The organism is Bacillus sp. FSL K6-0923 (assembly GCF_038630825.1).
GTDB classification, from domain to species: Bacteria; Bacillota; Bacilli; order Bacillales; family Bacillaceae; genus Bacillus; species Bacillus pumilus.
Genome location: NZ_CP152044.1, coordinates 1,509,945 through 1,524,982 on the forward strand (window position 1 = coordinate 1,509,945; position 15,038 = coordinate 1,524,982).

The following is a 15,038-nucleotide window of genomic DNA, read 5'->3' on the forward strand; positions in this document are numbered from 1 at the left end:
GGTGTTGAGGAAAAAGAAGCCTTTACTTAGTCTAACAGCTTTAATGATCATATTTGGCATCATGGTCTCCATCCAATTTAATTCCTTACAAAAGCCCAAAGTTCGAGATACTCGTGATGTGTGGGAACTGAGAGAGGATTTATCCGCATCTAAAAGTAAGGAATTGGATTTGCTGAAAGAAATTGATAAATATGACGAGATGCTAAAAAAATATGGTCATCAAGGAGATCGATCAAAAGAAGCTCAATTAACAAAAACGTTAAAAGATTTAAAAGAAAAGGCTGGTTTTACAGAAGTGGAAGGGGAGGGGATTGAAATTGAAATATCTCAGCTTTTTTCCAAGGACCTTACCGGAGAAGAAGTGAAAAACATCCCACCTGATCTTCTGAAAAAATTAATTAATGAAGCCAATATGTTTGGGGCAAAACATATTTCCATCAATGATCGCCGTGTCATTAATACAAGTGTCATTCGAGATATTAATGGCACAACAAAAATGGATGGCTACAGCTTAGATAGTGATGAAGTCATCATTAAAATGATTAGTGAGCAGGCCGACAAATTATACAGCCGTTTAAATGTATCAGATATTGGTGATTTGTTTGCTCAGGAAAACTTCAGCTTGAGAATGAGCCAGCCGAAGAAAAAAATCCACTTAAAAGCATATGACGGTGCAATTCAAGTAAACGAATTGAAGCCTCTTGACGATGTAAAGGAGGGGAAATCTTAATGTGGCTACCTGTACTTGGCTTAATCATAGGAGTTGCGATCGGTTTCTTAACTAATTTTACGATACCGAATGAGTATTCTAATTATCTTTCCCTCGCTGTACTTGCTGCGCTCGATACATTGATTGGTGGAATCCGGGCACATCTGCAAGGGGCATACGATGAACTAGTGTTTGTGTCAGGCTTCTTCTTTAATATTATACTGGCAATAAGTTTAGCTTTTCTGGGCGTCCATCTTGGTGTAGACTTGTACTTAGTCGGAATGTTTGCATTCGGCGTTAGATTGTTTCAAAATATAGCAGTTATCAGAAGAATTCTACTAACAAAATGGACAATTTCTAGAGAAAAAAAGAAAAAAAGTGAGTCATAAAAAAGGATATACATATGATGTAACGAATATTTTCAGTAATCCTAATAAAAAATGTTGATTTTTTAAGTTTTGTTACACACTTGTAAAAACACATTCATTGTATTGTTGTTCAGCAAATAATAGAATAGAAAGTATTGATATGTGAGGAGGTGCCATAGAATGAACAACAATGAAATTTACGTCAGCCTTGACATCGGTACATCCAATATAAAAGTCATCGTCGGAGAAATGGCGGATGATTCGCTTAACATTATAGGTGTTGGAAATGTCCCTTCAGAGGGGTTAAAAAAAGGATCGATTGTTGATATAGATGAGACAGTTCATTCTATTAGACAAGCATTTGAACAGGCTGAGAGAATGGTAGGTTTTCCTTTACAAAAGGCAATTGTCGGAATTAACGGAAACCACATTCATATTCAGAATACGAGCGGCGTAGTCGCAGTATCTAGTGAAAACAAAGAAATACATGCTGAAGATGTGAGACGTGTCTTAGATGCTGCACAAGTAGTATCTATTCCTCAAGAACATCTCGTCGTAGACGTGATTCCGAGACAATTTATCGTCGACGGAAGAGATGAGATCACAGATCCGAAAAAAATGCTTGGTGTTCGGCTAGAAGTGGAAGGATCGTTAATTACAGGTTCTAAAACGATTCTACATAACTGGCTCCGATGTGTAGAAAGAGCTGGAATTGAAATAATGGATATATGCTTGCAGCCACTCGCATCGGGCTCAGCAGCATTATCGAAAGATGAAAAAAATCTAGGAGTAGCTCTTGTCGATATTGGCGGCGGTTCTACAACGATTTCCGTATTTGAAAACGGGCATCTCTATTCTACTCACAGTATCCCTTTGGGCGGAGAGAACATAACAAAAGATTTGTCTATAGGACTTAGAACTTCCACTGAAGAAGCTGAACGAATCAAAAAACAATTTGGGCATGCGTTTTATGATGAGGCATCGACTGAGGAGACATTTGAAGTTTCTGTGATCGGTACCGATCAAAAACAAACGTATACACAGCTTGATGCGGCTAACATTATTGAAGCGCGGCTGGAGGAAATCTTACTCTTTGTGGCAGAGGAATTAAGAAATATGGGTGTCCATGATTTGCCTGGTGGATTCGTTCTAACAGGTGGACAAGCAGCCATTCCAGGTATTCTTTCTCTTGCACAGACGGTTTTGCAAAACAATGTTAGGATTGCAAGTCCGAATTATATCGGGGTGAGAGAGCCTCAATATATGACAGGAGTAGGTCTGATCCACTTTGCTTATCGCAATGCAAAGATTCAGGGCAGACAGGTTGGATTCCAAATGCCAGATGAGGCGTTTCATGAAGTAGGCGCATCCATGGAGCCGGTTTCTTCTGCACCACAAGTGAAAGAAGCGCAGCCAAGACCGAAAGTAAAACAAAAAGCACAACAAGAGACAAATAAAAAACCGGGCAAAATGAAAAAACTATTTAATATGTTCTGGGAATAGAATTAGATTTTCGACGGATTAGGAGGATTCAGCATGTTGGAGTTTGAAACAAATATAGACGGCCTAGCATCAATTAAAGTAATCGGAGTAGGTGGCGGCGGGAATAACGCTGTCAACCGAATGATTGAAAATGACGTACAAGGTGTCGATTTTATTGCAGTCAATACTGATGCACAGGCATTAAATCTATCAAAAGCAGAAACTAAAATGCAAATCGGTGCTAAGCTGACAAGAGGGCTTGGAGCAGGTGCGAATCCTGAAGTCGGTAAAAAAGCTGCTGAGGAAAGCAAAGAGCAGATTGAAGAAGTATTAAAAGGCGCAGACATGGTCTTCGTTACAGCTGGTATGGGCGGTGGAACTGGTACGGGTGCTGCACCTGTCATTGCAAAAATCGCAAAAGATTCTGGTGCATTGACAGTTGGAGTTGTGACTCGTCCTTTCACATTTGAAGGAAGAAAACGTCAGCTTCAAGCAGTTGAAGGAATTGCTTCTATGAAAGAAGCAGTTGACACATTAATTGTGATTCCAAACGATCGCTTGCTTGAAATTGTTGATAAAAACACGCCAATGCTGGAAGCATTCCGCGCGGCAGATAACGTTCTTAGACAAGGTGTTCAAGGGATTTCCGATTTAATTGCAACACCAGGTCTGATTAACCTTGACTTTGCTGACGTGAAAACCATCATGTCCAATAAAGGTTCGGCTCTAATGGGTATTGGCGTCGCAACAGGCGAAAATCGTGCTGCGGAAGCCGCGAAGAAAGCCATTTCTTCACCACTTCTAGAAACAGCGATCGATGGTGCTCAAGGTGTCATCATGAACATTACGGGTGGTACAAACCTAAGTCTTTATGAAGTGCAAGAAGCAGCGGATATTGTGGCTTCTGCATCTGACGAAGATGTAAACATGATTTTCGGGTCTGTCATCAACGATAACTTGAAGGATGAAATTGTGGTGACTGTGATCGCTACTGGATTCATTGAGCAAGAACCAGAAGTGACAAAATCACAAAGAAACCCATTAGGACAAGGATTAAAGCAAAATCAATCCATTCCTCAAAAACGTGAAGTGAAACGTGAGGAACATCAACAGCCATCATCTCAGCCAAGACAAAATACACAATCAAGTGATGATACGCTAGACATTCCAACGTTCTTACGCAACCGCAATAAACGCTAATCGAGTATCGCTTAACCCCTTCCAATGGAAGGGGTTTTTTCATGTTTCAGCGTATAAGAGGGTCTAATCAAAAAGTCTTAAATGAGTGAAAGTCACTTCAATTTCCATATGTAATTTGACTTATGGTATTTAAGAAAAAAGAATCATTTTCACTCACTCTTACAAAAAACGACAAAATGATGAACTTTATTTGACTACATTAAATAGAACACCATGAATCTTGTCATGAACAACAGAAGGAAAGGAGTGAGACCTATACTCTGTTTGGCCATTTGAGGAGGAGGGATTTGATTGAAATTGAAGTTTCGCAAGACCGCCGGCTATCGTTTGATGAGTCTTTTGGTGATTGGTACTTTAACGATGACAAGCTTTGGGATGGTTCAAGCAAAATCGACTTCTACCTCATATCAGGAGGAAGCTGTCTCCTCTAAGACAACAAAAGCAAAGATCTCATCTAGATTAATGAAACAGTTTCAGCAGGATGATCAGGTGACATTTTTAATCAAAATGAAAGAGCAAACAAATACTCAAAAAGTGGCGAAGGAAGCGGTATCCAAAGCCGAAAAACAGAAATTAACAGCGGCTAAAACGCAATACGCCAAAAGATCAGCTGTCGTATCCGAATTAAGAGCAACGTCTGAGGAGACGCAGCAAGCGCTTCTTACGTATTTACAAAAAGAACAAAAGAAAAAGCAAGTGAAGGAGATTCATTCGTACTATATTGTGAATGGTTTAGCGGTGACGGGAACGAAAGAAGTCATGGAACAGGTGGCTGCCTTCCCAGAAGTAGATCAAGTGCTGCCAAACGAAACCCGTCAAATTCACCGACCGGTTGATTTGAAGACGAAGCAGAAAAAACAAATGAAAGCAGTAGATGGGGTCGAGTGGAACATTTCTCAAGTTCATGCTCCAGAAGCGTGGACTTTAGGTTATGACGGTACTGGTACAGTTGTGGCAAGTATTGATACAGGAGTGGAATGGGATCATCCTGCTTTAAAGGAAAAATACCGTGGATTTGATCCAGCACATCCGAATGAACCAACTCACGAATTCAATTGGTACGATGCTACGACAGGATCTGAAGCGCCATATGATGATTTAGAGCATGGTACCCATGTAACGGGAACGATGGTTGGCTCTGAGCCAGATGGAAAGAATCAAATCGGAGTCGCACCGGGAGCAAAATGGATTGCGGTGAAAGCTTTCTCAGAAGATGGTGGTACAGATGCTGATCTGCTTGATGCAGGTGAGTGGATTTTAGCACCAAAAGATGACGCGGGAAACCCGCATCCAGAAAAGGCACCTGATGTCGTCAATAACTCTTGGGGCGGTGGGCCTGGTATTGATGATTGGTATAAAGATGTCGTCAATGCTTGGAGAGCGGCGGACATCTTCCCAGAGTTTTCAGCTGGCAATACCGATTTATTCAACCCTGGTGGTGAAGGCTCCATTGCGAATCCTGCGAACTATCAAGAGGCCTTTGCAACGGGTGCTACGGATCAAAATAACAAATTGGGGTCTTTCTCACTTCAAGGTCCGTCTCCATATGGTGTCATGAAACCAGATATTGCGGCCCCAGGGGTAAACATTCGTTCATCCATTCCTGGGAAAGGGTATGAGGATGGCTGGAATGGGACGTCGATGGCTGGTCCGCATGTTTCAGCTGTTGTGGCTCTTCTTCGCCAAGTACAGTCAGATCTTTCTGTTGAACAGATTGAACAAATACTGATTGATACTGCGAAGCCGTTAACTGATCAGCAATTCCCGGAGTCTCCAAACAATGGCTATGGGGCAGGTTTAGTTGATGCAAGAGCAGCGATTACGGCATTAACAGATGGAATTGGCATGATTGAAGGACAGGTGACAAACGAAGATGTTCATTTAGATGAGATGAAAATACCAGATCAAGCCATGCCTAAAAAAGATAAGGCTGTACATCCACATAAGAAGCCTGCGAACATAAAAGAAAAGAAAAAGGAAAAAAATCTAGCTTCTCCGTCCATCAAAGCTCTTCCTATGAAAGCGGAAATCAGTGTTCTTGAAAGCGGCAAGTCAACGTACACAGATGAAGCGACAGGGAGATATCAGCTTCCTCACAGTGCAGGTGAATTCACAGTGAAAGCCGAAGCTTACGGATTTGAATCACGCACACAAACCGTCCATATTTCTTCAAAAGAAACAGTAGAGGCGAATTTCGCCTTACAGCCACTAAAGAAACGAACGATATCTGGCACAATTGCCAATGAAACAACGGGTGAAAAAGTAAAGGATGCCACGGTTTACCTTGTAGAGGATGCGAAAATTAAGCCGGTGAAAACAAATGAATCTGGTGAATTTTCTCTAGAGGCATTAAGCGGTGTCTATACCGTCAAAGTATTTGCCAAAGGGTTTAAAGGATATTCTTTTACAGCAGATGTGACAGAAAAGCCGGTGGAAAAAGCCATTCATCTAGAACCATTCATCGGCTTTGCTGGGGAAATTGGCTACGATGACGGAACAGCTGAAAATGCGAGAGCTTTCTATGATCCTGGCAATGGCTGGGCTGTGAAGTTTTCATTAGAAAAGGGGAAGAAACAAGCGCAACTCACAGGAGGGCTTTTCCGTTTCTGGTCATCAGAGTGGCCAGCTCCTGGAGGGAATGACTTTGCGGTTGAAGTGTATGACGCTTCTGGGAAGAACGGAGCTCCAGGGGAGAAAATTGCAGGACCTCTCAAAGCGAATGCGCTGCGTAACGGGGAATGGACAAAAGTAGATTTAGAAGATCAAGCCATTACAGTGGATGGAGATTTCTATCTTGTCTATATTCAAACGAAAAAGAATACGGAATCTCCAGGCCTTGCAACTGATGAGGATGGACCAAATGCTGAAAGAAGCTGGCAGCTGACAAGCGGTGCTTTTTCTCCTTCTCCAAAAGAAGAGGGGAATTATATGATTCGTGCGCTTGTTGACTATGAAGCAGATGTGCCAGAGATTACATCTCCAAAGGCAGGAATCATTACGAACAAAGATGAACTAGAGATTGAAGGCAAAGCCTCTCCTGGGCTTGATGTAGCGATCTATCAAAACGATGAAGAGATTGCCAAAGTGAAAGCAGATCAGTCAGGCGCTTTTAAAGAAAAGGTCACAGTATCAAGCGGAGAGCATGTATTCACTGCTGCAACTGTTACGGATAAAGGCGCAACAAAACGATCCAAACCAGTAAAGGTGATCATTGATCAAACAGATCCACTGCTCACCATCGATACACCGAAAAAAGGGGAAAAGACGAATAAAGAATCGTTCACTGTAGAAGGAAAGGTCATAGATGATCATCTTGATCAAGTCACTGTAAATGGAAAAAAGGCAACCATAAAAGAAGGGAAGTATTCCGCAAGAATACTGCTTGAGAACGGGGAAAATGCGATCAAAGTCACAGCGAAAGATGCAGCAGGAAACAAAACGACTAAAAAAATCAATATCGATGTTCAATACGAGGCACCTGAGATTTCTAAGCTGACTCCAGCAGATAATGTCCATCTGGCATCAGGGGAGTCTGTTAAGATTTCATTTCATAGTAGAGAAAAGCTAGACGCAACGTTTGTCATTCACATGCCGCTGACAAACGCGAGATCAAAGCTTCAAAATACTACAGAGCTGCCGCTTCGCGAAGTATCGAGCGGAACGTATGAAGGTTACTGGACTGCTACTTCTACCGCTAAAGCAAAAGGTGCGGTCGTAGAAGTCATTGTGCGAGATGATTATGGAAATGTCACAAGACAAAAAGCTTCAGGTACATTAAGCATCAATGAAAAGTAATATAAACAAAAGACACGACTTCTAGGAGCGTGTCTTTTTTCTTTTAAACAATTGTTGATGGCTTGTCCAGAAGAATACTCTCTCTCATTCCTCGACAAAAACAATAACAATCCACCAAAAGTTCTCTATCATCCCCAACAAGAATTGACAGACTTCCATCTCATGACTGTTTTATACTGGTACAAACAAGTGCAAGTACTGCTTTTGATTCTTTGTTTCAGATGAAAGGAGCAGAAGGTGGTCATTTATTTAGATGTGATTTGGCTGTTAAACTTTTGTTTTGATCTATTGCTTCTCTTACTCACTGCATTTATTCTCAAACGACAAGTAAAAAAAAGGCGATATATGTTAGGAGCTCTCATTGGATCGAGCATTGTTCTCTTGCTCTTTACACCATTTGCAATGGTTGTGTCACACCCTTTAGGCAAACTACTTTTTTCTATCTTCATCGTTCTTGCAACCTTTGGTTTTCAAAGATTTCGTTCCTTTTTTCAAAATCTGTTTGCTTTTTACTTTGTAACTTTTTTGATGGGAGGAGGCATGATCGGGGTTCATTCATTTTTGCAAACCAATACAGTGATTCAAAATGGTCTGCTGATTTCACAAAATGATGGCTTTGGTGATCCGATTAGCTGGCTTTTTGTTTTAACTGGGTTTCCTGCGATTTGGCTGTTTTCAAAGAAAAGATTAGGAGAGGTTGGTACGAAAAAAAGACAGTATGATGAACAAGTGCTTGTGGAACTACACATTCATGGAGAAACCATTCGTTTAAAGGGACTCGTCGATTCTGGCAACCAGCTGTATGATCCTATGACAAAAACACCGGTCATGATTGTTCAGGCTGACCAGCTAACAGCCATTTGCGGAGAGCCATTTATAGAGCTCATGAAACAGTCTCATCCTGTTGAAGTCATGCAAAAGATCGATGATCAATTTCCTCTTCTTGATCGATTAAGACTTGTTCCATATCGAGCAGTCGGTCATGATCACGGCTTTCTGCTATGCCTAAAACCAGATACAGTCTTCATTTATTCAAAGACGCATATGATTCAGCCTGCTAAGTGTTTTGTAGGGTTGAGTCTGAGCGGTTTATCGGCAGATCAGGAATTTCAATCCATCATTCATCCAGATATGTTAGACGGGAAAATCATCCAAGGGGTGTCGTAGTTTTTGGTGATGTCTTTTATCTTACGAGGTCAACTTGACATTTAGAAGGGAGAAGAAGATGAAAAAATTAAAATTTAAACTCACTTACTACTGGTATAAACTCCTCATGAAGCTAGGTCTAAAGAGTGATGAAATTTATTATATTGGTGGAAGTGAAGCGCTGCCGCCTCCATTATCAAAGGATGAAGAGCAGGAGCTGCTTGTCAAATTACCAAAGGGAGATCAAACCGCAAGAGCGATTCTGATTGAAAGAAATTTGCGTTTAGTCGTTTACATCGCAAGAAAATTTGAAAACACTGGTATTAATATTGAGGATTTAATTAGTATCGGAACCATTGGTCTGATCAAAGCAGTCAATACATTTAACCCAGAAAAAAAGATCAAGCTGGCAACATATGCGTCGAGATGTATTGAAAATGAGATTTTGATGTACTTGCGCCGAAATAATAAAATCCGGTCAGAAGTTTCGTTTGATGAGCCGCTCAACATTGATTGGGACGGAAATGAACTGCTTTTATCAGACGTACTTGGAACAGATGATGATATTATCACGCGGGATATCGAAGCAAATGTAGATAAAAAATTGCTGAAAAAAGCGCTAGAGCAATTAAATGACCGCGAAAAGCAGATCATGGAACTAAGATTTGGCTTAGTTGGCGGCGAGGAAAAAACCCAAAAAGATGTCGCTGACATGCTTGGAATTTCCCAGTCTTATATTTCGAGACTTGAAAAACGAATCATTAAACGATTACAAAAAGAATTTAATAAAATGGTCTAAAAAAATTTTTTAAAAAAGCTCTGTGCCTGCACTGTCAAAGGAAATAACCTTTTTTCTCATGATTCTCGTCATCGCTCGTGCATATTTTTCCATCCCAAGGAGATACTGAACTTTGTACAACAGCTCCTGTAGGGAGGGAAAAAAGTGTCCAGAAATAAAGTGGAAATCTGCGGAGTCGACACCTCCAAGCTGCCTGTTCTGAAAAACGACGAGATGAGAAAATTGTTCAGACAGCTGCAAGATGAGGGTGACGATACAGCAAGAGAAAAGCTAGTCAATGGCAATTTACGGTTGGTTTTAAGTGTGATTCAGCGTTTTAACAACAGAGGCGAATATGTCGACGATCTCTTCCAAGTAGGCTGTATCGGATTAATGAAATCAATTGATAATTTTGATTTAAGCCACAATGTCAGATTTTCAACTTATGCGGTTCCTATGATCATAGGAGAAATCCGTCGATACTTGCGTGATAACAACCCGATTCGGGTGTCTCGCTCACTAAGAGATATTGCCTATAAGGCACTTCAGGTCCGTGAGAGGCTGATTAGTGAGACAAGCAAGGAGCCAACAGCAGAAGACATTGCCAAAGTGCTGGAAGTGCCTCATGAGGAAATTGTTTTTGCCTTAGATGCGATTCAAGATCCTGTCTCTTTGTTTGAACCGATCTATAATGACGGAGGAGATCCGATTTATGTGATGGATCAAATTAGTGATGAACGGAACAAAGACACACAATGGGTGGAAGAATTGGCCTTAAAAGAGGGCATGCGCAGATTGAACAACAGAGAAAAAATGATTCTTCGCAAACGCTTCTTCCAGGGCAAAACGCAAATGGAAGTTGCGGAAGAGATCGGGATTTCTCAAGCACAAGTCTCAAGGCTTGAAAAAGCAGCCATTAAACAAATGAATAAAAACATCTTTTAAAGCCGCCGCTTCATGTGCGGCTTTTTTCATTCTTATGAGAGAACACGCCTCTAGTATTGACTCTGTTATTTTTTTCATTTAATCTATTTTTAACAAATGTTATTTTAGATAGCATTTGTTAGGGAACACTTAAGCGGAAAGAAGGGTTATTATGACATTCCATGATGAAAGAAGGCTGCTCATTAAGGTTGCGCATATGTATTATGAAGAAGGCGCCACTCAATCTAACATCGCAGAAGCGGTGGGGGTTAGTCGTTCGCTCATATCGAAATATTTGGCAAAAGCACGTGAAGCAGGAATCGTGGAAATCATTATTCATGATGAAGTCAACCAACAGTATGGATCGTTAGAAAGAAAAATAGAACGCAAATATGGGCTGCGAGAAGTCGTGTGTGTGGAAACACTCAGCAAAGACACAACCAAAAGCCGAATCGGAGCCGCGGCGGCAAGCTTTTTATTAAAAGTGATGAAAGATGGACAAGTCATCGGGTTTTCCTCAGGGACAACGCTGCATGAAATGGCGAAAGCGCTTACGTCTGTTCAGCACTATCCATCCGTGACATTTGTTCCGCTTGTCGGAGGTGTGGGAAATGAAGATGTCGATATCCACGCCAACTATATTATTGCGAGATGCACAGAGGCACTCAAATCTAAATGTGAGTTTTTACATGTACCCGTCATGCTTGATACAAAAGAAGCGAAAGATGTCCTGATCCGGCAGCCGTCGATCAAAAAAGTGATTGAACTAGGAGAATCATCAAATATCGCGGTTGTCGGAATTGGTGGTGTTCCGCAGCATTCAACGATGGTGAAATCTTATATGACAAGCGGCGAAGAGGACATCCTTCAAGCAAAGGATGTAGCAGGTGACATTTGCTATAACTTTATTGATCATCAAGGGGAAGTATATCCCCACCCATGGAACGACCGGGTGATGGGGATAAGCCCGCAAAAGCTGAAAGAAATTCCGCTTGTCATAGGTGTCGCTGGCGGCGAAGAGAAAATTGAAGCAATTCGGGCGGCATTAGCAGGTGGATTAATTCATGTATTAATTACCGATGAACGAACTGGAGATGCCTTATTAAAGTAACTACCTAATGATATTAGGTAGTTTTTTTGAGTCTAAAGACTCAAAAAGATTGAAAATTTTATCGATTTTAGCTTGACACAAAGTTGACACATCATATAAACTAAGTTCATAACAAATGATAAATAAAATAACAAATGTTACAAGAAACAGATTTTTGTTAATTTTTATAACATTTGTTAAAAGTTTCAGATTATATTTCTAGCAATCTACCCGAGAAGCAAGAAAACCTGAAAGGATGATTTAGATGTCAATCTATCAACAATTGTTAGCGCGAGAACGTAGTGGAGATCCAATCAAAGTTGGGATTATTGGGGCAGGTCAAATGGGCTTTGGACTCATTTCACAAATTTCTAAAATTCCAGGCATGATTGTTGCTGGTGTTTGTGATATCCACCTTAGTGCAGCAGAGAAGGCAGCGAATTTTTATAAGCAGCATGCAAAGCCGCATCACATGGTTGTCACAAATGATTACAGAGAAGTGATTCAATCAGATTCCGTGGAAGTTGTCGTAGACGCAACAGGTGTCCCAGAGGTCGGAGCAAACATTTCTTTGGAAGCGCTTAATTCAAAAAAACATCTTGTTCTTTTAAATGTAGAAGTTGATATTACCATCGGATTGGTCATGCATAAGTTGTTCACAAATGCAGGACTTGTTTACTCAGGATCAGCTGGAGATGAACCAGCAGCAACACTAGAATTATATGAATTTGCGAAAACAATGGGGCTTGAAGTACTCGTTGCTGGGAAAGGAAAGAACAACCCATTCTTCCCAGAAGCAAATCCAGATACGTGTAAAGCAGAAGCAGATAGCAAACATATGAGTGCACATATGCTGGCTGCATTCCAAGACGGAACAAAAACAATGGCGGAAATGAACTTATTAAGTAACGCGACAGGGCTTCTGCCAGATAAAGTCGGTATGCATGGAGTCGAAGCGAATTTAGAAAATGTTGCAGATAAATTGAATCAAAAACAGCAAGGCGGCGTGCTCGATAACTTCGGAGTCGTTGAATATGTAAATGGACTTGCACCAGGTGTATTTGTCATCGTGAAGAGTGACCTTGAGCCAGTAGATGAAGAGCTGCGCTACTTAAAAGTTGGAAAAGGCCCACACTACACACTTTACCGTCCTTTCCACTTAGCGAGTCTTGAAACACCTGTTACCATCGCAAAAGCGGTCTTACAGCATGATTCATCTATTCACCCAATTGGTGTACCAGTGTCAGAAACAGTCGCTGTGGCGAAAAGAGATATTAAAGCTGGAGAATCACTTGACGGAATTGGTGGATACTCAGTAAGAGGTGTTCTTGAAACACATCAAGACATGAAAACGAACGGCCACATTCCAATTGGCTTAATTAGCGGAAAAGTCGTAGCGAAAAAAGACATCAAATTAGGACAATTCCTCACTCACGATGATGTAGAGCTTGATTCAAACACAACGGTCTGGAAGCTGCGTTCATTACAAGATCATTTATTTCAATCATAAGGGCGTGAAGCTGTGGAAAAATTAGCGATCGTACTTTGTATCATTCTCATTGTGCAGTATGGGTTATCTTTTATTCAAATCAAGTACTACCGCAAGAGCATGGATTCACTTATTGATGATTACAGAGGGAAGCAAGGCTACCACTTATTTTCAGGGATGGAGCGGCGCAAAGTTGGCCCTGGTGCCATTGCGCTCATCATTGTGGATGAATCGTATATCATTCAAAAATGCCATGTGCTTGGCGGTGTGTCGATCTTATCTAAGTTTAAAGAAGTCCCTTCATATGAAGGAAAGCATGTAGGGGCAGTGTTAGACGAGCACCATATGATGAAGCAGACGTTGAAAAAACGCAAAAAGGGGCCAGCTGTCATGCACGCACTTTCCATGGCAGCTGAACAGGCACTTGTCTCGATTTCGAAAAAAAATATAACAAATGTGAACTAAAGAAAGGGGAGATGAAACATGGAATGGATTCAATGGTTTGGAGAGCACTTTATCGGAATGTTTGAAGCCGGCGGAAAGCAATTCATGGGTCTTGTTACAGGTATCGTTCCAACGCTTGTTGTGTTACTTACTTTCACTTATGCTGTCATGAAGTTTATTGGAGAAGAGCGAGTGAATAGAGCAATTCAGTTTGCTGCGAAATATACCATTTTGCGCTACACGTTAATGCCGATCTTATCCGTTCTTATTTTGACAAACCCAATGGCTTATACGTTTGGCCGATTCTTACCCGAAAAACAAAAACCAGCATTCTATGATTCAGCTGTTTCATTTGTTCATCCGGTGACATCACTGTTCCCATATGCCAATGCAGGAGAACTGTTTGTCTACTTAGGAATTGCGAACGGGATTAAAGAAGCAGGGTACTCAATGTCAGAGCTTGCTGTTCGGTACTTCTTAGTCGGGATCGTCGTCATTTTACTTCGCGGTATTATTACTGAATGGATTACAAAGTACTTAGCAGGAAAAATGAAAGCGAATTCACAATAGGGGAGGGTTAGACATGACAAACCACAAAGTATTTGTAGCAAAAGGTGCTGGCGGATGGGGACAAGGCTTGGAGCTTGAACCAACCGGTAAAAAAAGAAAGGTTGTTTCCATTACAGGGGGAGGCATTCACCCAGTTGCACGTAAAATTGCAGAAATGACAGGGACAGAAGCATGTGATGGCTTTAAAAACTCGATACCAGAAGATGAAATGATGTGTGTTGTCATTGACTGCGGAGGAACCGCGCGAATCGGACTTTATCCAATGAAGCGCATTCCAACTGTAGACGTTTTGGCATCCTCTCCTTCTGGACCGCTTGCAAAACATATTACAGAGGATATCTTCGTATCAGGCGTCACAGAAAAAGATATTTCCTTTGCGGATGCATCAAGTGGTGAGGCAACAGTAGAAGGTCAGGATAACAGTGAGCCGATTGACAAAGAGAATTTCAAAGAAACCTATTCAAAACTGAAAGAGGAAAATCTCGAGCGTCAGGAAAAAGGTAATTTCTTGATGAGGTTCTCAAGAGGAATTGGGAAAGTCACCGGTACGTTCTATCAGGCTGGTCGTGATTCCGTTGATATGCTTTTGAAAAACATTATTCCATTCATGGCATTTGTCAGTATGTTAATTGGAATTATCAATTATACAAAAATTGGTGACTTGATTGCCCATTTTCTATCACCACTGGCAGGATCTATATGGGGACTCTTACTCCTCGTTGTGGTTTGTACATTGCCATTCCTATCACCTGTCTTAGGACCTGGTGCAGTCATTGCACAAGTAATTGGTGTTCTCATTGGTAGTCAAATTGCACTAGGGAATATCCCGCCTCAATTTGCACTTCCTGCACTATTTGCCATCAACGGTCAAGTAGGGTGTGATTTCATTCCAGTTGGGCTATCACTTGGTGAAGCGAAGCCGGAAACGGTACAATATGGAGTACCAGCTGTTTTGTATAGCCGTCTCATTACAGGGGTTCTATCTGTTGTGATCGCATACGCTGCCAGCTTTGGTATGTATTAAACGTATTAAAGGAGGAATC

General features: G+C 41.2%; 13 protein-coding genes. All 13 read left to right on the top strand.

Annotation, left to right across the window (positions count from 1 at the left end; all coding sequences use genetic code 11):
• The first annotated feature begins 4 nt into the window (after positions 1-4).
• The 13 genes from MHI16_RS07620 (at position 5) to MHI16_RS07680 (ending at position 15,019) form a co-directional block, all read left to right on the top strand.
• Positions 5-730: a DUF881 domain-containing protein gene (locus tag MHI16_RS07620; RefSeq protein WP_058014051.1), complete on the top strand. Its 726-nt coding sequence runs from the start codon at positions 5-7 to the stop codon at positions 728-730.
• Positions 730-1,098 carry a small basic family protein gene (locus MHI16_RS07625; protein ID WP_003210988.1) on the top strand — a complete coding sequence of 123 codons (369 nt, stop codon included), beginning with the start codon at positions 730-732 and terminating at the stop codon, positions 1,096-1,098. Before MHI16_RS07620 ends, MHI16_RS07625 begins: the two co-directional genes overlap by 1 nt.
• Positions 1,099-1,257: 159 nt before the next feature.
• Positions 1,258-2,580: a cell division protein FtsA gene (gene ftsA / locus MHI16_RS07630; protein ID WP_012009874.1), complete on the top strand. Its 1,323-nt coding sequence runs from the start codon at positions 1,258-1,260 to the stop codon at positions 2,578-2,580.
• Between the two features lie 33 nt (positions 2,581-2,613).
• Positions 2,614-3,759, top strand: a complete 1,146-nt coding sequence (gene ftsZ / locus MHI16_RS07635) for a cell division protein FtsZ (protein WP_003211613.1) — start codon at positions 2,614-2,616, stop codon at positions 3,757-3,759.
• A gap of 291 nt (positions 3,760-4,050) precedes the next feature.
• Positions 4,051-7,554 carry a S8 family serine peptidase gene (locus MHI16_RS07640; protein ID WP_342498154.1) on the top strand — a complete coding sequence of 1,168 codons (3,504 nt, stop codon included), beginning with the start codon at positions 4,051-4,053 and terminating at the stop codon, positions 7,552-7,554.
• A gap of 237 nt (positions 7,555-7,791) precedes the next feature.
• The gene (gene spoIIGA / locus MHI16_RS07645; protein ID WP_061407730.1) at positions 7,792-8,721 is read left to right on the top strand and encodes a sigma-E processing peptidase SpoIIGA; all 930 of its coding nucleotides are present in this window, start codon (positions 7,792-7,794) and stop codon (positions 8,719-8,721) included.
• Positions 8,722-8,779: 58 nt separating this feature from the next.
• Positions 8,780-9,499: an RNA polymerase sporulation sigma factor SigE gene (gene sigE, locus MHI16_RS07650; protein WP_007499746.1), complete on the top strand. Its 720-nt coding sequence runs from the start codon at positions 8,780-8,782 to the stop codon at positions 9,497-9,499.
• Between the two features lie 144 nt (positions 9,500-9,643).
• Positions 9,644-10,423, top strand: a complete 780-nt coding sequence (sigG, locus tag MHI16_RS07655) for an RNA polymerase sporulation sigma factor SigG (RefSeq protein WP_342498155.1) — start codon at positions 9,644-9,646, stop codon at positions 10,421-10,423.
• A gap of 151 nt (positions 10,424-10,574) precedes the next feature.
• Positions 10,575-11,513: a sugar-binding transcriptional regulator gene (locus tag MHI16_RS07660; RefSeq protein WP_034662535.1), complete on the top strand. Its 939-nt coding sequence runs from the start codon at positions 10,575-10,577 to the stop codon at positions 11,511-11,513.
• Positions 11,514-11,757: 244 nt separating this feature from the next.
• The gene (locus MHI16_RS07665; protein WP_061407736.1) at positions 11,758-13,002 is read left to right on the top strand and encodes an SAF domain-containing protein; all 1,245 of its coding nucleotides are present in this window, start codon (positions 11,758-11,760) and stop codon (positions 13,000-13,002) included.
• Between the two features lie 12 nt (positions 13,003-13,014).
• Complete coding sequence (locus tag MHI16_RS07670) at positions 13,015-13,446, top strand: transcriptional regulator GutM (RefSeq protein ID WP_003212289.1); 432 nt, start codon at positions 13,015-13,017, stop codon at positions 13,444-13,446.
• 18 nt (positions 13,447-13,464) lie between these two features.
• Positions 13,465-13,995, top strand: a complete 531-nt coding sequence (locus MHI16_RS07675) for a PTS glucitol/sorbitol transporter subunit IIC (protein ID WP_003210918.1) — start codon at positions 13,465-13,467, stop codon at positions 13,993-13,995.
• A 13-nt stretch (positions 13,996-14,008) separates the two neighbouring features.
• A complete protein-coding gene (locus MHI16_RS07680; protein ID WP_061407741.1) occupies positions 14,009-15,019 on the top strand; it encodes a PTS glucitol/sorbitol transporter subunit IIB in 1,011 nt (336 codons plus the stop codon).
• Positions 15,020-15,038 lie beyond the last annotated feature (19 nt).